Origin of the sequence: Halovenus carboxidivorans, from assembly GCF_009831575.1 — an archaeon.
Lineage (GTDB): Archaea > Halobacteriota > Halobacteria > Halobacteriales > Haloarculaceae > Halovenus > Halovenus carboxidivorans.
On record NZ_WUUT01000004.1, the window covers coordinates 109,309 to 128,956 of the forward strand.

Annotated in this window: 15 protein-coding genes; 8 read left to right on the forward strand and 7 right to left on the reverse strand. The window is 66.3% G+C overall.

Annotation, left to right across the window (positions count from 1 at the left end):
• Positions 1-6: 6 nt before the first annotated feature.
• On the reverse strand, positions 7-2,238 hold the full coding sequence (locus GRX03_RS11120) for a hypothetical protein (RefSeq protein ID WP_159764281.1): 2,232 nt from the start codon (positions 2,236-2,238) through the stop codon (positions 7-9).
• A gap of 45 nt (positions 2,239-2,283) precedes the next feature.
• Positions 2,284-3,165 carry an ATP-grasp domain-containing protein gene (locus GRX03_RS11125; protein ID WP_159764282.1) on the reverse strand — a complete coding sequence of 294 codons (882 nt, stop codon included), beginning with the start codon at positions 3,163-3,165 and terminating at the stop codon, positions 2,284-2,286.
• Between the two features lie 100 nt (positions 3,166-3,265).
• Between GRX03_RS11125 and GRX03_RS11130 the strand changes: the two genes are divergently transcribed.
• Positions 3,266-3,952 (forward strand): type IV pilin N-terminal domain-containing protein, encoded by a 687-nt coding sequence (locus GRX03_RS11130; RefSeq protein ID WP_159764283.1) that lies wholly within the window; start codon positions 3,266-3,268, stop codon positions 3,950-3,952.
• Here the strand turns inward: GRX03_RS11130 and GRX03_RS17065 are convergent.
• A complete protein-coding gene (locus tag GRX03_RS17065) occupies positions 3,946-5,637 on the reverse strand; it encodes a PAS domain-containing protein (protein WP_159764284.1) in 1,692 nt (563 codons plus the stop codon). The genes GRX03_RS11130 and GRX03_RS17065 overlap by 7 nt on opposite strands.
• 152 nt (positions 5,638-5,789) lie before the next feature.
• On the opposite strand from GRX03_RS17065, the gene GRX03_RS11140 reads away from it, so the two are divergent.
• Both GRX03_RS11140 and GRX03_RS11145 read left to right on the forward strand, forming a co-directional pair.
• A complete protein-coding gene (locus GRX03_RS11140) occupies positions 5,790-7,235 on the forward strand; it encodes an ATPase domain-containing protein (protein WP_159764285.1) in 1,446 nt (481 codons plus the stop codon).
• Positions 7,232-9,388, forward strand: coding sequence for a PAS domain S-box protein (locus GRX03_RS11145; RefSeq protein ID WP_159764286.1), 2,157 nt, complete (start codon positions 7,232-7,234; stop codon positions 9,386-9,388). Before GRX03_RS11140 ends, GRX03_RS11145 begins: the two co-directional genes overlap by 4 nt.
• A gap of 18 nt (positions 9,389-9,406) precedes the next feature.
• Here the strand turns inward: GRX03_RS11145 and GRX03_RS11150 are convergent, their stop codons facing one another.
• Positions 9,407-10,273, reverse strand: a complete 867-nt coding sequence (locus GRX03_RS11150) for a methyltransferase domain-containing protein (protein ID WP_159764287.1) — start codon at positions 10,271-10,273, stop codon at positions 9,407-9,409.
• 137 nt (positions 10,274-10,410) lie between these two features.
• On the opposite strand from GRX03_RS11150, the gene GRX03_RS11155 reads away from it, so the two are divergent.
• From GRX03_RS11155 to GRX03_RS11165, 3 genes are read left to right on the forward strand one after another with little or no spacing between them, the layout of a single operon-like run.
• Positions 10,411-10,848, forward strand: a complete 438-nt coding sequence (locus GRX03_RS11155; protein ID WP_159764288.1) for a hypothetical protein — start codon at positions 10,411-10,413, stop codon at positions 10,846-10,848.
• Positions 10,849-10,887: 39 nt separating this feature from the next.
• The gene (locus GRX03_RS11160; RefSeq protein WP_159764289.1) at positions 10,888-11,265 is read left to right on the forward strand and encodes a hypothetical protein; all 378 of its coding nucleotides are present in this window, start codon (positions 10,888-10,890) and stop codon (positions 11,263-11,265) included.
• 37 nt (positions 11,266-11,302) lie between these two features.
• Positions 11,303-12,736: an NAD(P)H-hydrate dehydratase gene (locus GRX03_RS11165; RefSeq protein WP_159764290.1), complete on the forward strand. Its 1,434-nt coding sequence runs from the start codon at positions 11,303-11,305 to the stop codon at positions 12,734-12,736.
• 37 nt (positions 12,737-12,773) lie between these two features.
• Here GRX03_RS11165 and GRX03_RS11170 read toward each other — a convergent pair whose 3' ends face one another.
• Positions 12,774-14,660, reverse strand: a complete 1,887-nt coding sequence (locus GRX03_RS11170) for a methyl-accepting chemotaxis protein (RefSeq protein WP_159764291.1) — start codon at positions 14,658-14,660, stop codon at positions 12,774-12,776.
• A gap of 191 nt (positions 14,661-14,851) precedes the next feature.
• Here GRX03_RS11170 and GRX03_RS11175 point away from each other — a divergent pair, with 191 nt between their 5' ends.
• Positions 14,852-17,707 (forward strand): DEAD/DEAH box helicase, encoded by a 2,856-nt coding sequence (locus tag GRX03_RS11175; RefSeq protein ID WP_159764292.1) that lies wholly within the window; start codon positions 14,852-14,854, stop codon positions 17,705-17,707.
• 1 nt (position 17,708) lies between these two features.
• Here GRX03_RS11175 and idi read toward each other — a convergent pair whose 3' ends face one another.
• Complete coding sequence (gene idi / locus GRX03_RS11180; RefSeq protein ID WP_159764293.1) at positions 17,709-18,269, reverse strand: isopentenyl-diphosphate Delta-isomerase; 561 nt, start codon at positions 18,267-18,269, stop codon at positions 17,709-17,711.
• A 138-nt stretch (positions 18,270-18,407) separates the two neighbouring features.
• On the opposite strand from idi, the gene GRX03_RS11185 reads away from it, so the two are divergent.
• Positions 18,408-18,839 carry a hypothetical protein gene (locus GRX03_RS11185; protein ID WP_159764294.1) on the forward strand — a complete coding sequence of 144 codons (432 nt, stop codon included), beginning with the start codon at positions 18,408-18,410 and terminating at the stop codon, positions 18,837-18,839.
• On the opposite strand, the gene GRX03_RS11190 is transcribed toward GRX03_RS11185, so the two are convergent.
• Positions 18,840-19,580, reverse strand: coding sequence for a P-loop NTPase (locus GRX03_RS11190; RefSeq protein WP_159764295.1), 741 nt, complete (start codon positions 19,578-19,580; stop codon positions 18,840-18,842).
• Between the last annotated feature and the right edge of the window lie 68 nt (positions 19,581-19,648).

A 19,648-nucleotide genomic window follows, 5' to 3' on the forward strand; every position in this document is an offset into this window, starting at 1 on the left:
GGGGGCTCAGGCGACGACCCGCCGACAGCCCACTTCCCCCTCGACGGAACCGGTCTGCCACGTCGCTTCGAGTCGGGTCCTGTTCTGGTGGTAGCTTCCGAACGACTGCTCGGCCATCCAGCGGTAATCGTCGAACGGTGCTCTCCGGGAGAAGGTGACCGGCGTCCAGTGGTTGTAGTTCATGACGCTTTCGTAATCGCCGTCGCTGTACGCTCTGGAGTCGATTCCCTCGAACGCGGACCGACTCAGGCCGAGAGAGTGGCCGAGTTCGTGCGCGAGTGCGCTCGCCTCGTGAGTCGGCGTTACGCGCTGGCTGAGCGTGCCGTCGATGACCATCCAGCTCTGGTCGCCCGTCGACGTGTACGTGAGTCCCGACACCTCGGTCCCCCGGAAGGTGAGCGAGCCGTCGGTCACGAGCAGGTAGTGAAAGCCAAGCCCCCTGAGAGTCCGATCCTCCGCGATCCGGTCGCCCATCTGGCTCGCCCGGCTGACATCTGGCCGATCCGAATCGCATCGGAAGAAGTGGACGTTGATCGGACCGACATCGTCCGGCTCCGAGCGGAACGTTTCGGCGACATCGCGGAGTTGGGCCTCGCTCGCCGGCTCCTGACCGCTGACGCTGTCGAGTTCGACGTACACGTCGGGTTCGCCTGGCGTGACCGACAGTCCGAGATCACGCATCGGTCCCCAGACCAGGTGGTCGAGGTAGCCGTCGCCGCTGGTGTCGGCCCGCTGCGGATCTGTCCCGAACTCGGCTTCGATCCCGTTCAACAGCCGGTCCTCGTCGTCGTTTCCGAGCGCTCCCAGTTGGCCCTCAGTGACGGTCCCGTTCGCGACCGCGTCGTCGAGCAATCCGAGCTGTCGGGCCTGCGCCCAGCGTTCGTACCCGTTTCCGCGATAGGGCCGCAGTGCTGCGACCCGTTCGAGGTAGGCCAGTTCGGTGTCGCCGTACCCGCCGACGGCCAGCGGCCCGGCCAACTCACCGAGCCGCGGATTCGCCGTCGCCGGATCGACCCCGATCTGACGTGCCATCGGGTCGAGCAGACCGTCGCCGGAGCTATCGACCAGCGCGTCGCTGTCCTCGGTCGTCACGGTCCCGTCTGTTGTCGGCTGTTCGAGTAACGAGAGCGTGCGAGCCTGTGCGTACCGAGGCGGCACCGCGGTGACGGTCGCGGCTCGTCTGAGATACGTCAGCTCGGTCTCGGTGTACCCGGCATCTGCGAGTCGCGTCGCCAGGCGCCCCACCGTGGCGTTGTCCGTCCGGTTCGTGAGCCCGATTTCGGCCGCGAATCCCGCGAGCAGTCCGGTGCCGGTCACCTCCAGCCCTGCGACCACCGCCGGATCGACCGATCCGTCGCCAGCGGCCCCGTCGCGCAGCCCCACGGCGGCGGCCTGCGCCCACAAAGACCGGTTTTTCGAGGCGTTGCTGATTCGGGAGAGATACGACAGTTCCGTCTCGGAGTAGCCGTTCGTCGCGAGCGATTCCGCGAGCCCTGAGACGACGGGATGCGAGCCGTTGGGAGCGAGTCCGAGTTCCCTCGCCGTTCCGTCGAGCAGCCCGTCGCCGGAGCGATCAGCCAGCGCCCGCCGGTCACCGGCGGTGACTGAGCCGTTCGCGACGGACCGGCTCACGAGGCCGAAGCCGCGAATCTGTGCGCGCTGAAACTCCGAATCGATGCGGGCCGAGAGTCGGTCGAGGTAGGCGAGTGACTCGTTCTCGTACCCGCCGGCGGACAGTTCCCGAGCGGCGGCCGAAACCGTCGGATACCGTTCCGTCCGGTCGAGGCCGAGCAGTCGGGCCTCCCCGTCGAGCAGGCCGTCGCCGGAGGTGTCTCGCAACCCGTCTCGAAGTATCGTCTGCCGGGCGGCAGGCGGCGCGGCCAGCACCGCATCGAGCCGAGTGAGTCGTCCCTCCCCGAGGCCGCCGGTCGCGAGAGAGCGCGCGACTGCATCCCGCTGTGTCGTCCCGACGCTCTCGACGGCTTCGAGTCGATCGACCCAGGCGCGGGCTACTGGTGTCAGTTCGCCGGAGTCGTCGGTCATCGCGGCGAGAAACGCCGATGCGTTCTCCTCGGACAACGAGGCGGTCGTCCGGTCGACGACACCCGGATAGGTCTGGCCCTCGGCCCCTCCCGAACCGGAGTTAGCGCCGCCGGGGAGGCCACAGCCAGCCAGCGCGACGACCGAGACGGCGAGTACGACCAGCAGAGTTCGCCTACGGGACTCCGACCGCTCCATTGCCCCGGGGTTCGGTGAGCAGGAAAAAAGAACTGTCGGCCTCGCTCAGGCGTGGCTTTCGATGAGCGCCGCCACGTCGTCCCAGAAGCCGTCTTCGTACTTCGTCGCGGTATCGATTGTCGGTCGTGCGTTCGTCTCGTTGACCACGGCCCTGTCGTCGGTGACGAGCAGATCGACCCCCAGCCACGGGATGTCGAGCGCCTCGGCCGCCCGTTCGGCCAGCGCCCGCAGTGCCGGATCGAGGCTCACGCCGGTCGCCTCGGCTCCGCGGTGGACGTTGTGTTTCCACTGACCCGATTCGAGGGCCTCTTCCGGGAGTCGGCGCTCGACCGCACCCACCACCTCGCCGTCGATCAGCATGACGCGGTAGTCGCGGGCGCCGGGGAGATACTCCTGGACCAGAAAGGACTGATCGCCGGTCGCCCGGTAGTCGTGCACCAGGTCGAGATAGTCACAGATGCCCAGGAAGGAATCGAGGTCGTGGGCTTTCGCGACGCCGACGCCCCGGGTCGTGGAGTTCGGCTTGATCACGACCGGCGGATCGAACTGCTCGAAGGCATCCCGCAGGGCCGACTCGTCGGTCGGATCCGAGACGACGACCGACTCGGGGACCGGAACTCCGGCGGTCGAGAGGTGAGCGAGCGTTTCGCCCTTGAACCGCGAGCGGAGAATCTCCTCGCGGCCGTTCACCCAGGGGATGTCGAGTAGACCGTTCGCGACGCCGCCCTCGGCCAGTCGGGGCGGGAAGACGAACCCGACATCGAAGCTCCCGGTCCGCTCGGCGGGTCGGTACGCCCGGTCACCGGCGGCGAGCCGGACGGACCGCTCCGCTGTCTCGACGTGCTGGGGGTCGATACCGCGCTCGCGGAGCGGCGATTGCATCCGCTCGTACGTTTCGGCGTTGGTCGCCACGGCGAGCTGGAGCATACCTCTTGATTGGACGGAAGTACAATAGGACTGCTGGTCGCTGTCCTCGCGGTTCGTACCGAAAGCGCACTATTAAAACCGAAGAACCGCTATCACGACCGTGCTCGGCGGTACGGACGACGACGCTACGGTCGAGTTTGAGCGGGCGATCAGCGCCGTTCTGGGCGTGACGCTGATGGTCGCCATCGTGGTCCTTCTCGCCTCCGTCGTCGCCGGGTTCGTCCTCACCTACGACGATCAACTCCGCGAACCGGAGTTCGACAACGCGACCGACGGCAGTATCAACCCCTGGTCGAACACCGACGCGTTGCTCGCTCCGAGAGATCCGACCGCCGGCGCCGAGAACGTTCGGTACCGCGTCCGGATCGAGATCAAGGACGCGAACATGGAGGGGGACTCGCTCAACGAACTCGACGTGTCGGTGACGACCTCAGACGACATGTTCAGCGGCACGAGCGCGAGTGACATCGAGTCCTTCGAGGTCGAGAAGACCGACGGGACGACACTCGACATCGAGAGCGACGTGGACGGCTGGGTCGTCAGCGACGGCGGCAGCAGCCTCCAGATCCAACTCTCCGGCAGCGAGTACACGAACCCCTCGACGGGAGACGTCATCACGGTCGTCTTCGACGGCGTCGCGAACCCGAACGATCCGGACACCTACGACGTCACCGTCGTCCTCAACGAGGGCGAAGACGAACAGAGCGGGGAACTGGAGATTCTCGCCCGGACCGAGTCGATCCGTGCCCGTCCCGCGGAACGCGCCGGACTGGTCGCGGCTCACTGACTGACATCCGCCGCGACTGTCGCGTTGGGAAAGGAGAGTACGATCTCTCCGTCCTCGAAAGAAATATCACCGCCGAAGCCGGTCGCCAGCCACCGGGCCGTCCACAGATCGACGCCCGATGTGTGTTCTAACGGTGTCTCCGTCCCGGTCTCGATCACTTCCCGGTCGATCTGTGGCACGCCGGGGCCGTTGTCACGGATCGAGATCCGGAGCGGATACGTCCGCTCGGCGTCGTAGTCGGCGCGCAGTTCGACGGCTGGCTGTTCGGAGTCGTTGTTGTCGAGCGTCCGCTCGATCAGCGACCGAAAGACGAGGTCGAGTTGGTCCGGGGCAACTGGGACGCCGACAGCGACGTCGGCCCTGTACTCGAACTCGGCGTCGTACTCCGCCCGGAGATCACCGAACAGCCCGGTTATCAGCGGTTCGATCCGCGTCGTCTCGCCCGGGTCGGTGTTCGTTCCGAGCAACTGCGTCGATTTGCGCGCTCTGTCGGAGAGTTCTGCCAACTCCTCGGCGGTGTCGGTGATCCGTGCCACTCCATCGAGCGCCGCGGGATCGTCGACACGGTCCTCGATCACGTCGGCGTAGCCCATGATGACGGAGAGATCGTTCCGCAGGTTGTGTCGCAGCAGTCTGTCGAGCACGTCCAGCCGCTGTCGTCTCGTCCGGCGGTCGGTCACGTCCTGGAAGACGGCGGCGTGGCCGAGCGGGTGGCCGTGTCGGTCGCTGAGGTCGGACACCGTCGGCTCGAACAGCACGCGACCGGTCTCCGATTCGATCTCGACGATTCGTCTCTCTCGGAGGTCGGCCAGCCCAGCACCGAGCGACCGCTTGAGCGTCTCCCCGACGACGCGGTCCGACCAGTCGAACTCCCGGCGGGCCGCGGGGTTCAGTTCGACGATCACTCCGTCGGGATCGGTGACGACGACGGGATCGTCGAGTTCCTCCATGATCGTCGCCGGGCCGACGTTTCCGGCCGCCGGCACCCGACTGAACAGCCCCGGCGGGCCGACCAGTGCGACCGCCGCAACCGTTTTGAACCCGTAGCCGGCGGCGAGGAGGACACCGAACCCGACGAACGAGGTGGGTTCGAGTTGCAGGGCAAAGAGAATCGCGAGCCACGGGATCGCTCCGAACGCACAGAGAGCGATCCCGGTCGTCGAATCCAGGTGGCCGTACCGCTGGAACATCCAGAGGACGAGTCCGGCACCGACGAGGACGAGCCCGCCGGCGTACAGCAGTGCGCCCCACTGGACGAGTTGCAGCACCGTGACGATAACCGCAAGCAGGCCGGTCAGTTCCGCCCGGGCTCCGAGACTGAGTTCGGGAATCGCCGCTCCGACGTACAGCGTCAGCGTTGCCGACAGTCCCGCGAGCACCGGCACCGACAACAGCCCCGCGATCCACGTCGAAACCAGTGACTCCTGACCGACGTAATCGAGGGCGAACAGCACCCACGGGACCGGAAGGAGCAACGCGATGCTGATCGTCGTCCCGAGGATCAGAAAAAACCGTTGTGCGGCGAATCCAAACGCGAGATAGATGCCGCCCAGCCCGGCGAGTCCCGCGACGACGGCGAACAGGTTCGCCGCGGGGGCGTCGACCGACCGCCAGCCGGCGACTGCCGCCGCGAGCAAGAGCACGCCGACACAGAGAAAAATCACTGCGAAGCCGCCGAAGATCACGTTCGAATCTCGGAAGCACCCGTAGTAAATATTGCGTCCGTGACGGTCCCCGCGACTCACTCTCGTGACTGCCGGGTACGCCCGCGACTCACTCCCGCGACCGCTCGGGAAGATACACAACGCATTTGCCTTTTCCTCACCCGTATATGACAATGACAGCGCAGGCGCTCCCCCGGATCTCGAGCGGTATCCCGGGCCTCGATACGATCCTTCGCGGCGGGATCGTCGAGGGGCGGATGTACCTCATCTCGGGAGAACCGGGGACGGGAAAGACACTGCTTGGGATGTCGTTTCTCGAAGCGGGGCTGGAGGAGGGCGAGACCGCCCTGTTCATCCACGGCGAGGAGTCCCGCCAGGACATCCTGGACAACGGCCGACAGGTCGGAATCGATCTGTCGGACGCGGCCTATCTCGATCTCGGTCCGGATTCGGAGTTCTTTCGCGGCGAGCAGTCCTACGAACTGGTCGACCCCCGCGACATCGAGAGTGAGCGTACGATCGAGCGGATCAGAACCGCCATCGAGGAACGTGATCCGGACCGAATCCTGTTCGATCCGATCACGCAGTTACAGGCCATCGAACCCGACGAGTACCAGTACCGCAAGCGACTCGTCTCGTTCATGCGGTTTCTCCAGGGTCAGGGCGTGACCGTCCTCTCGACACAGACGCCGGGGACGAGCACGGACGCGACAGTTCGCTCGCTCAGCGACGGTGTCATCCGGTTGGAACGGGAGGCGACCGGTCGACGGATCGCCGTCGAGAAACACCGCGGTGTCGGCCAGCGAGACGGTACACACGGCCTCGAAATCCGCGAGGCGGGGCTGGAGGTCTATCCGGCGCTGGACCCTGCCGGCACGCAGTCGGTCGATCCAGAACAGCTCTCGACCGGTCTCGAGGAGTTCGACGCGCTGCTCGGCGGCGGTATCGAGCGCGGCACCGTCACCGTCCTCGCCGGGCCGACCGGCGTCGGCAAGACGACGCTGGCGACGAAACTCCTCGAAGCGGCCGCGGCCGACGGCCGGCCGGCCAGCATGTACCAGTTCGAGGAGGCGGTCGAAACCCTCCGGCACCGCTCGGCCGCGCTTGGAATCGATCTCCCGACCGACGACGAGCTACGACTCGCCGAAATCGAACCGCTCGCCCTCTCGCCCGAGGAGTTCGCACGTCGGGTCAAGCAGGACGTCGACGACCGCGGGACGGAGTTGATCGTCATCGACGGCACCGAGGGGTATCAGCTCTCCCTGCACGGCGAGGGGAGAGATGTCGTCCGCTCGCTGCACTCGCTGTGCCGGTATCTCACCGGGCGAACCGTCTCGGTCGTCCTGATCGATCAGAGCGCACACTCGAGCGCCGCAACCGGACCGACGAGCGAGAACTTCAGCTATCTCGCGGACAACCTGGTCGTTCTGAACTACATCGAACGGGAGGGGCGAAAGGAGCGGGTCGCGGGCGTCATGAAGAAGCGACTTGGCGACCACGAGGAGACCGTTCGACCGTACACGCTCGACTCCGACGGCATCGTCATGCGGGGACCGGAGACCGACGTCGAGGGGTTCCTGACCGGGACGCCGACCTACAGGCGGAGCGGCGAGGAATGAGTCGGACACAGGTACTGATCGACAGCGAGGGTGAGCGGGCGGCTGTCGTGTCCCTTCTCGAAGACCGCTACGAGGTCGTCACCGGCGACGGGGTCCGACAGGCCGACCTGTACCTGGTCGACGATCACTCCCTCCCCACCTACCGGGAGCAACTCCGCGAACGCAAACGTGCGGACGGGCAGGTCTTCTGTCCGGTCGTGCTCGTTCGCCGCCGGCGCACGCAGATCGACAGGCAAGCCTTCCACGATCCGACTGCCGGAACGGGCGTGATCGACGAGGTGTTGACCGCCCCGCTGGACCGGGAGACGGTGATCTGGCGGCTGGACAATCTCCTCACGCGGCGGGATACGACCCGAAACCTCGTGGACAGAAACGCCCAACTCGAACGCCGAGAACAGGAACTCGAACGGTACAAGACCTTCGTCGAACAGTCGAGCGACGTGGTCTCGGTGCTGGACGAGGCGGGACACATCGAGTATCAGAGCCCCGCTGTCGGGCGGGCGCTCGGATACGAGCAGTCGGAACTGATCGGCCAGAACGCCTTCGATTTCGTCCACCCCGACGACCGCGAAGCCCTCTGGGAGACGTACGAACAACTGCTCGAGGATCCGGATCGGACGGTGGCGGACGAGGCGCGGTTCCGGACCGCCGACGGCGACTGGCGATGGCTCTCGATCAGGGCCACGAACCAGCTCGACGGCGAGGTCATCGACGGCATCATCGTCAACAGCCGCGACGTGACCGAGCGCAAGCGCGAGGAGCAGAAACGCCAGCGGACCGTCCGACGGATGACCGACGCCATCTTGGGGCTCGATTCGGACTGGCAGTTCATCGAGATCAACGAACAGGCGGAGTCGATCCTGGACATCGACGCCGAGACGGTCCTCGGGGAGAGGATCTGGGACGTTTTCCCCGAGGCGACCGGGACGACATTCTACGACGTGTATCACACCGTCATGGACGAGCGAGAGCCGCGTTCGTTCGAGGAACGGCTTCGGGAGATGGACATGTGGTTCGAGGTGAACGTCTACCCCGAGCCACACGGCGGCATCTCGATCTACTTCCGGGATATCACCGACCGCAAGGCCCGCGAAAACCGGATCGAACGGCTGAACCGCGAGTTCGAGACCGTCTTCGAGAACGTTCGTGACGGCCTGTTCCTGCTGGCTGTCGAACCGGACGGTGCGATCATGCTCCGGCGCTCGAACGACGCCGCCGGTCCCGTACTAGCGGGCGAGCGGCCGGTCGCTCCCGGTGAACCGCTCGACGGCCGCGCCGACCCGGAGCTACTGGATAGCTGTCGCACCTGTTTACAGCGCAGAGGGAGCGGCGTGCTCGAACTGGAGACGACGGTCGAGGGGGAGGACTCGACGTTCGACGTGCGACTCTCGCCGGTCGTCGTCGACGGGACCGTCGAGATGATCGTCGGCTCCGCCCGGGACATCACGGAGCGAAAACGCTACGAGCGGCGGATCGAAGCCCAGCGCGACGATCTGAAACTGCTCAACCAGATGGTCCGCCACGACATCCGCAACGATCTGCAGGTGATCAAGACCCACGGTGAGCTACTCGCCCAGGAGATCGACCCCGAACTCGGCTCCTCGGCGGACAGTATCGTCTCGGCGGCGGAGAACGCGATCGTGCTCACCGAGGAGGCTCGGAACCTCTCGGAGGTGATGCTCCGCTCGGGTGAGACCCAGCAGCCGACGCCGCTGGCGACGACGCTCAGGACCCAGATCGAACAGGTCCGCTCCGCACACGAGGCTGCGACAATCGAAATCGACGGGACGCTCCCGGAGGTGGACGTACAGGCCGACGAGATGCTCGACTCTGTCTTCGACAACCTCCTGAAAAACAGCGTCGTCCACAACGACAGCCCCGACCCCCGAACGGTCGTCTCGGCGGGTGTCGACGGCGAGTACGCGACGGTGCGGATCGCGGACAACGGCCCGGGTATCCCCGACGAACGGAAGGCACGGATCTTCGAGAAGGGGAGCAAAGGCGGCCACAGCGACGGATCGGGAATCGGGCTCTATCTCGTCGACACGCTCGTCGACCAGTACGGCGGCACCGTCGACATCGAGGACCGGGGCCCGTCGGCGGAGTCGGACGGCGGTGCGGTCTTCGTCGTTCGGTTGCCGCTGGCCTCGTGAGTACAGGCCGTCCCGTGCTTACTCCGATACGTCGGCGGTGACGAGGTAGTAGCCGAGCACGCCGGCGTCGATCAGTCGGTCGATCTCCGCTGATGCGCGGAAACTGTCCAGTTGCGTCTCGGAGACGACGCCTACCACGCTGAGCAGGCGGCCGACGGGGTGGGCGATCCGCGCGAAACTGCGGCGACGCTCCGTACAGGGCTTGATCCCGTCAGTGAGGTCGTCAATCCGGATTCCCTCGAACCCGGCCGCCGAAAGCGTCCGCTCGAACTCGTCGATAGCGCCGATCCGGAGTCCGAGCGCGTCGTTGATCGTCTCGACTCGCTCGCGCTCCGCCGCCGAGAGGCCCTCGCCCGCGCCGGTCAAAAACAGATCGGTAAACGCGACACGGCCGTCGGACCGAAGCACCCGGTTCGCGGCGGCGAGCGCCCGTGCGCGGTCCGAAGAGTGCGAGAGCGCCTCCAGTCCCCAGACGACATCCACGGAGTCGTCCTCGATGGTGTCGAGGTCGTGGAAGTCGTCGTAGTTGAACCTCGTTCGCTCCGTGACCCCGTGTTCGGCGGCGTTCTCCCGGGCGAGTCCGAGTTGCGTCTCGCTGATGTTGACGCCGGTCACCTCCGCGCCGTACGCCCGGGCGTTCCAGACGGAGTCCTCGCCCGCGCCACAGCCGATGTTGAGGATGTGCTCGGAGCCGTCGATTCCGGCCGCCTCGGAGAGCACTCGCATCGTGTTCATCGCCGCCTCCGCCGGTTCGTCGTGCTCGTCGTCGTAGTACGAGAGGTGTAGACTCCGGTGGCCGCGGTACTCCCACTCCGTCCGGTAGGTCTTCAGGAGTTCGTCGTAGATGGCCGCGACCTCGTCGGTGTCGAGGTCCGAGTTACTCATTATCAGTCGATAGGGGAGACACAGCCCTAAGGGTTGGTGTCTCCCCGGGACTCCTGATCGCCCGTCTCGTGGTGTCCGCTCCCCGTCGAGGGATATCCCGGAACGTACAAGTTCGCGTATCACTGACCGACAACAGAATGAGTCCCTCCCGGCGTGACGTACTCGCGCTCTCGGCGAGCGGCGTTGCCGTCTCTCTGTCCGGATGTCTCGACGCCGTCGCGGATTACCTCGGTGCCGATGCGGAAGGGGAGTTCGTCGTTGCGCTCGCGAACATCCGCCGGCCGTCCGGGGTCGACGACGGACCCGGGACCCCCGAGGACATCGTGGTCCGGATCGATCTCGAAAACCGCCGTCCGGAGCGTCTCGCCGGACGGATCGAGATGGAGTTGCGGTACGCCCCCGACGGCGAGAGCGCACAGACCTGGACGAAGACCGACTCTATCGAAGCCCGCGGCGGCACGTCACCCCGAGCACAGTACGTCTTCGAGTCGGCCTACCAGCCCGGCAGCGCCGTCCCCGGCGATTACGAGTTCGACGCCGAGATTGTCGACGTGCGGCCGGTCGACGCTCGGTGACGGCCCCGTTTTTATATACTCGCCCCGCGAGCGTTTGGTATGACAACGCACGGAATCGGAACGTCGCTGCTGGTCCTCGCAGTGAGCCTCCTCATCGGCGGGCTCGCAATCCACGTCGGCGCGAAACTGGCGTTCGCAGCGAAAGACTACGCAGACGCCGTTCTCACGGCGTTGCTCGGTGCCGTCGCGTGGACGGTCGTCGACATCGCCTTCGCAGCGGTCGGGATCGGCGGGCTGTTCGCGTCGATTGCCGGCCTGCTGGTGTGGATCTCGGTCGTCAGATGGCAGTACAGCGTCGGCTGGATTCGCGCGGCAATCGTCGGGGTCGGTGCCTGGCTGTCCGCGCTCGTCGTCCTCGGGATCCTCGGCATCGTCGGTGTCGGCGGACTGGACGCCTTCGGCGTCCCGGGGGCCTGACCACACAGTTTTTGTCACGCCAGCCATAGGCCGGCGTATGATTGCCGGCTCGGAGATGGCGGTCGTCGACGCGAACGCGGCCGCACTGGGTGTACCACGCAAACAGCTCATGGAGTCGAGCGGCAACGCGACCGCTCGCGTCGCCCGCACCCTCGTCGACGAGGGCGACTCGATCACTATCGTCGCCGGCCGTGGCAACAACGGCGGTGACGCCTTCGTCGCCGCCCGGTTTCTGGAGGGGTTCGACGTCGACGTCCTGCTGCTCGGTCGTGCGGAGACCATCGGGACCGAAATCGCACGGGAGAACTGGGCGGCGCTCGAACCCGCTGACTGTCGCCGCGAGGAGATCAGAGACTCCTCGGGGGTCGACCTCGGAGACCCGGATCTGATCGTCGACGCGATGCTCGGGACCGGCGTCACCGGATCGCTCCGGGAACCGGAGGCGACCGCTGCCGCGGCGATCAACGACAGCGACGCGACCGTGCTGTCCGTCGACGTGCCGTCGGGGTTCAACGCGGAATCCGGGACGTACCCCGACGACGCCGTTCAGGCCGATCACGTCGTCACGTTCCACGAGACCAAACCCGGCCTGCCGGATCTCGACGTGCCGGTGACTGTCGCGGATATCGGGATTCCCGAGGCGGCGAGCGAGTTCGTCGAACGAGGCGACTTGCTCCGACTCTCTCGGGATCCCGACAGCCACAAGGGCGACCACGGCGAGGTGCTGGTGATCGGCGGCGGCCCCTACGTCGGTGCGCCGGCGCTCGCCGGGCAGGCCGCGTTGCGTGCCGGAGCCGACCTAGTCCGGGTCGCCTGCCCGACGGCGGTCGCCCACGAGGTCCAGGGGTACAGCGAGGATCTGATCGTCCGCCCGGTCGAAGGCCGGGAGTTCGAGCCGGGTCACGTGGGACAGGTCATGGAGTTCGCCGCCGAACACGACACGCTCGTCATCGGTCCCGGCCTCGGTGACTCCGAGTCGACGCTCGAAGCCGCCGAGGCGATTCTCACCGCCTTCACCGGCACCGCCGTCGTCGATGCCGACGCGCTGGAACTGGTCCCCGACATCGAGACCGAAGCGACGCTGATCTGTACGCCACACCAGGGCGAACTGGCGAAGATGGGCGGCCCGAGCGCCGAAGACTGGCGCGAGCGTCGCGACGCCGTCGAGGAGTTCGCCGCCGAACTCGGTCACACGCTGCTCGTGAAGGGCAACCGGGATATCGTCTCCGACGGCGACCGAACGCGGGTCAACCGCACGGGCAACCCCGGCATGACCGTCGGCGGGACCGGCGACATCCTCGCCGGCACGACCGGCGCGCTCGCTGCCAGACAGGAGCCGATTCACGCCGCGGGCCTGGCCGCGTACGTCGCCGGACGGGCTGGCGATATCGTCGCCGAACAGCACGGCGACGGGCTGATTGCGAGCGATCTGCTGGAGGCGACTCCAGCGGCGATGCAGTACGACGAGTGAAAAGGCCGTCAGCGGCCGCGTTCGAACCCGCCGGCGCTCACACTTCCGTCTGGGGGCCCGCCCGCTGTGTGTCGGTCCGGAACTTGGCGGTTTCCGACGCCAGTTCCGAGGCGTAGGCCGAGACGTCTTCTGCCGCCGACGCCGCCTCTCCGATAGCGGCGGTCTGCTGTTCGGTCGCCGCCGACATCGCCTGGGTCTCCTCGGCCGTCTCATCGCTGTACGTGGAGACTTCGTCCGCCATCGCGACCATCTGCTCGATCGATTTGGACTGGTCGTCGGTGGCGTCGCTGATCTCCGCGACGCCCTGTTCGACCTCCTCGATCGCCGTGCTGATCTCACCGAAGACCGTGATGGCCTCCTGTATCGTCTCCGCTCCCCGTTCGACTCGGCTCTTGACCTCCTCGGCCTCCTCGGTCGCCGCGCTAGTGCGCTCCTGGACCGTCGTCACGCGCTGTTCGATGTCGTCGGTCGCCTCGGACACGTCCTCGGCCAGCCCTTTGATCTCGTCGGCGACGACCGCGAACCCGCTTCCCGCCTCGCCAGCGCGTGCGGCCTCGATAGAGGCGTTCAGCGCGAGCATGTTCGTCTGCTCTGCGATGTCGTCGATGAGGTCGACGATCTCGATGATCTCGGACATCTCCGAGTCGAGTGACTCGACCTGCGTCGTCAGTTCCTCGGTCTGCTTCTCGATCATCTCGATCTCTTCGGTCGCCTCCGTCGCCGCCCGCTCGCCCTCCGCGCCCTGTTCGGCCGCGCGGTTCGCCGTCTCCGCGGTCTCCTCGGCGCTCGCGGCGACCTCCTCGACGCTCGCGGACACCTCGGTCATCTCCGTCGCCAGTTCGTCGAGCGTCTCGCTCTGTGACTCCGCGCTCGCGGCCACCTGCTGGGCCGACTCCGCGAGTTCGCCGCTGGCGCGCTCGACTTCGTCCGTGTTGGCCTTGGTGTCCTCGCTCAGTGTGTCGACCTCCTCGGCGACAGACTGGACCCGCGTGATCGTCGCCTCCCACTCGTCGAGCATCCGGTTGAACTCGCGTGCAATCTCGCTCATGGCCTCGCTGTCCACGTCCTCGTCGAGCCGCTGGGTCAGGTCGCCGTCGGCACACTGGCGGATGGTCTCGCCGTACTTCTCGGAGAGGGTCTCGTTCAGTTCCGCCATCTGCTGTTGCTGGCGTTCCAGTTCCTCCTGCCGGCGCTCGGCTTCCTCTCTCGCGCGTTCGGCCTCGGCACGTTGCTCCTCTGCCGCTTCGCGCTGTTCCTCGATGTCTGCTTTCGCCGCCTCGACCTCCGCCATTCGGGCCTCGACCTCGTCACGGGCCTGGCTGAGCGACTGCCAACTCGTCAGGATTGCGCCGACCAACATCAGCACGAACATGGCGTGAATCAGCCCCCAGATCTCGGGGTTCGCCATCGCGGCCGGGTGGTTGTAGACCTGGATCCGGCCGATCAGGCCGAACACGCTGTGCTGGAAGGCGACGTAGCCGACGGCGACCACGAAGGGGAGCCAGTCCTCGTAGACCGCGACGACGCCGACGCCGACGAAATACAGGAAGTGCGCTTCGATGAACCCCCCGGAGAAATGCGCCAGAAGCGCCGCCGTCGTCATGAACGCGAACGAACCGAGCGCCGACCGTACCCGCCGCGGCAAGACGGGCACGGCTGCCACGCCAACGATTGCGAGCAACAGCCCGATGCCGACGACACTCTCGACGAGTGGGATCGTCGGGAGCGTCGCCCCTGTGATCTGTTCCGTTCCGGTGAACCGGCTGATCGCAAACAGAATCGGTGCCTGAATCGCGATGACCAGAAGGATACCCCGGTGCCGTCTTCGGTACGTTCCCCCGTCGATCCGCGTCCCGTTGGGGAGATTCTCGACGAATCTCCGTACCATATCGCTTGCGTCCGCAACCCCTTCGGCTCGTGCCATAACTTACCAAAAATAGCCAACCCGTATGAATACTCCGGCCGTATTTTGGTTATTGAAAACGGCACTGGGCCGTCTGCGGCCGTCTACCTCACATGTTCGGCCCGCTCCGGGTTTCGGCGGTGGTGCCCTCCCGACGGCTGGCCGGCACCGACTCCGACGGTCTTAATCCCGTCAGGCCCAATTCGAATACGATGACAAACGGCGCGCAGAGCGGCCGGATCGACGACGCGGCCGCGGCGTTCAGCCTGCTCGGCACCGAACTCCGGTCGGCGCTGTCCGAACGGGGCTTCGAGACGCCGACGGAGCCACAGCGCCGCGCCCTTCCGCCCCTGGTCGACGGCGAGAACGTCGTCGTCGTCGCGCCCACCGGCAGCGGCAAGACCGAGACGGCGATGTTACCGGTCTTCGACGCCATCGTCGGGGAGGATACCTTCGGTATCAGCGCGCTGTATATCACCCCGCTGCGGGCGCTCAACCGCGACATGGAGCAGCGCCTGGAGTGGTGGGGCCGGACGCTTGACATCGATATCGACATCCGTCACGGCGACACCTCAGACTACCAGCGCCAGCAACAGGCCGAGAACCCGCCGGACGTGCTCGTGACGACCCCAGAGACACTGCAGGCGATGTTCACCGGCGAGAAGCTCCGCCGGGCGCTCGAAGACGTCGAGCACGTCGTGATCGACGAGATTCACGAACTCGCGGTCTCGAAGCGGGGGGCACAGCTCTCGGTCGGTCTGGAGCACCTGCGCGAACTCGCCGGTCCGTCGCAGCGGATCGGCCTCTCCGCGACGGTCGACGACCCCGACGAGATCGGGAAACTGCTCACCGGCGACCGCGAGTACACCGTCGCGGGCGTCGATATCGGCAGCGAACTCGACATCGACGTGCGCTGTCCGACGCCGACCGAGGAAGACGAACGGATCGCCAGCGAACTCGTCACCGACCCCGAAATCGCGAGCCACGTCCGCGCTATCGACGAGATCATCTCGGAGAACGAGGCGACGCTGGTCTTCGTCAACACGCGACAGACCGCCGAGGCGATCGGCTCGCGGCTCAAGGAGTACGGCACCGACATCGGCATCCACCACGGCTCGCTCGCCAAGGAGACCCGCATCGAGATCGAATCCCGGTTCAAAGACGGCGACATCGCCGGACTGATGTGTACCTCCTCGATGGAGCTAGGGATCGACGTGGGCCACGTCGACCACGTCGTCCAGTACAACAGCCCCCGGCAGGTGACTCGGTTGCTCCAGCGGATCGGTCGCGCCGGCCACCGCGAAGACGCGATATCGAGCGGTACGATCATCGCAAGCCACCCCGACGACGTGCTCGAATCGCTCGTCATCGGCCACAGCGCACAGGACGGCCACGTCGAACCCGCCGCGATCCACCACGGTAGCCTCGACACCGTCGCCAACCAGATCGCCGGCCTCGTGATGGGCTTCGGCGAGATTCAGGCGATGCGGGCCTACGAGATCATCACCCGCGCCTACCCGTTTCAGGATCTCTCCGAGGAGCAGTTCAAACAGATCGTCCGCGAGATTGCCGACAACCGGATCGTCTGGCTGGAAGCGGACGACGACCGTCTGGAGAAGCGCCGGGGAACCTGGCAGTACTTCTATCAGAATCTCTCGATGATCCCCGACGAGGCGACCTACGACGTCGAGGACGTCGTCAGCGGCCGACAGGTCGGCACCCTCGACGAGCGGTTCGTCGTCAACTTCGCCGAACCCGGCGAGATCTTCATCCAGGGCGGGGAGATGTGGCGGATCACCGAGGTCGACGAAGAGGAGGAGGTGGTGACCGTCTCTCCAATCGAGGACCCTGCGGGCGAGGTCCCCTCCTGGACCGGCCAGGAGATCCCCGTCACCAGGCAGGTCGCCGAAGGCGTCGGGGAGTTGCGGGCCGTGGCGAGCGACCAACTCGCCGCCGGGGGATCGGATACGTCGGTCGCACGGGATCTCACCCGTCGATACGAGTTCGGCCCGGAGACGATCACCGCCGGACTGGAGCAGTTGAGCGACCAGGCGGAGGCCGGTTACCCCGTCGCAACTGACGATCGAATCGTCGTCGAAGGCGGGGCCGGGTCGCTCGTCGTCAACGCCTGTTTCGGCCACAAGATCAACGAGACGCTCGGCAGACTACTCTCGGCACTGTTAGGCCAGCGAACCGGGTCGAGCGTCGGCATGGAGATCGACCCCTACCGTATCGAACTCGACGTGCCCCACGGCATCTCGCTGGCCGACGCCGAGGAAGTCCTCCGCGATACCGACCCCGAGCACGTCCGGGGGCTCATCGAACTGAGCCTGAAAAACGCCGACGCGCTGAAGTTCAAACTCGCACAGGTCGCGGCGACGTTCGGCGCGCTCAAGCGCTGGCGGGGCACTGGCTCGACTAGCTTCGGGAAAACCCGCCTGCTCGACGCGCTCGAAGACACGCCGGTCTACGACGAGGCGCTCCGTGAACTCATCCACGAGGAACTCTCCATCGAGGGCGCACAGGACGTGCTTCGCGGCGTGCAGTCCGGCGAGATTGCCGTCGAGACGGTCGGGGAACACACGCCGGTCGGAACCGGCGGTCGCGGCTCCGGAACGGAGCTTCTGACTCCGGAAAACGCCGACGCCAGCGTCATCGAGACGGTCAAAGAGCGCCTGCAGAACGACCGCGTGATCCTGTTCTGTCTGCACTGCCAGGAGTACGAGCGGACCAAGCCGGTCAAGCGCGTCCGCGACCAGCCCAGTTGTCCCAACTGCGAGTCGACACAGATCGCCGCGCTCAACCCCTGGGACGACGAGACGGTCGCGGCGGTGCGGGCCGACGAGAAAGGCGACGACCAGGAGAAACAGACCGAACGAGCCTACAAGGCCGCGAGTCTGGTCCAGAGCCACGGCAAACGGGCGGTCATCGCGCTCGCGGCGCGTGGCGTCGGGCCACGCAACGCCGCGCGGATCATCAACAAACTCCGCGAGGACGAGGACGATTTCTACCGGGATATTCTCTCGCGAGAACGGGAGTACGCCCGGACGCGCTCCTTCTGGGAGTAGCTCACTCCCGCACGTCCCGGCGCATCGCAATCTCGAACCACGGACAGAGCCGGAGTTGGCGGTACCACTGCGGGTTCTCGTGGAGTCGCTCGTACGGCACCCACATGACGCCGCCGACCTCCTCCGGGTCGGGATCGATTTCCGTGTCCGCGAGCGTCGCCTGCAGGACCGCACAGACCTCGTGTTCGACGCCGGCGTTCTCGTAGTAGCGTTTGTACTCGAAGCGGTCGGTCACTCGCAGGTCGTCGTACTGGTCGGGTTCGATCCCGAGTTCCTCCTCGAGACGGACCGTTGCGGCCTCGACCTGTGACTGTCCCTCGACGGGGTGGGAGGCGACGGTCCCGTCCCAGAACGTGTCCCAGAGGCGTTTGTCGGGGCTGCGCTGTGCGAGGAGAATGCGGCCCTGCTCGTCGAACAGAAGCGTCGTAAACGCCCGGTGTCGGATCCCGTCGCCAGTGTGTGCGTCCAGTCGGTTGACCATTCCCTGTTTGTTGTCGTCCGCGTCGACAGCGATCACGTCCTGCATCGCGTTCTCGTGATCGGCGTCTCCCTGGCCAGTCATTATACGTCCAATACAGGAGGGGCTTCATACCGTCTTCGCTTTTGACGCTCTCGGAGGCCGTCCACGAAGGTGGCCGGCGGACGGACGACAGCCACCCGTCTGACGCATCTCTATTAGTCCGCGGTCACGAGTGCCCGTATGAGCAGCGAGTCACGACCGAACGTCGATCACGACCCCCACGCCGACTGTACCGCCTGCGGGGCGGCGCTGGCCGAGCAACGGCTTGCACTCCAGACATACCCCGAGGCCGGGGAGAACTCGATTGCGGGGCTGTCCGCCGGTGGACTGCTGTACTGTCCCGACTGCGCGAGCGAACCGGTCGAACTGCTCGCCGCCTGGGACGATCACGCGCACCCACCGATCGACGCCGACCGTTCCATCGGCGGCGGCTATCGGGAGATCCGGGACCGCTGCAGTTTCTGTGCTGAGGAGCTCGGCTCCGCTCCCGTCGTCGGCGTCGAACTCTACCGCCGACCCAGCGATACGCTGCCGGCGTACGCCAACTACACGCTCTGTTCGGACTGTAAGGAGGTCTTCGAGGAGTTTCTGGCGAACGTCCGCGGCCGGTAGCTACCCCGTCCACTCCGACGGGACCAGCGTCGTTTCTCCCACGGTTTTCGCTCCGAAGAAGACGGGCTCTAGCTCCCCGGCGAGTTCCCGGTAGGCCGTTGCCGCCGGGCTCTCCCCGGATTCGGTCACGAGCGGTTCGGTGCCGGCGGCGCCCACGTCGTCCGGAATCCCGCCCAGCACCGGAAAGTCGAACTCCTCGTCGATGCCGGAGAGCGGCGTCTCCGGCGTTGCTCGGACCACCAGCGCTCCGAGAATCGGGCTGTCGACCATCTCCGCGAGCGTGCCAGTTTTGCCGGTATCTGTCAGTGAGACGTGATCTGGTGTCGTCACGAGGGCAACCCCGTCGGCGTGTTCGAGCGGGACGGTCGTCTCCGCACCCAACCCGGCCGCAGTGTCGATCACGACCACGTCGTGGGTCCGGCTGAGCGTGTTGACGACCGTCGGGAGTTTGTTCGGGTCCGCCTCGGCGTAGGCGTCTAAGCTCGACTCGCCGGGGATGATCGCCAGGCCGCCGGCGTCGGTGAGCGCCTCGCTGATCGTCGTCGAGCCAGAGAGCACGTCGTGTAGAGAGGCGTCGGAGTCGACGCCGAGCAGTTCGGCGACGTTCGGCATCGCCAGGTCGGCGTCGATAATTACCGTCTCGCGGCCGCGCTCCGCGAAGGCGGCTCCGAGATTGATCGCTGTCGTCGTCTTTCCGACGCCGCCGTTGCCCCCGGCGACCGTACACACGTAACCACCCATTGGAGGGAGGGATGCGGTGCGCGAATAAATATCTGACCGCCCGCCGAACCGCTAGCGGGCGAACTCTC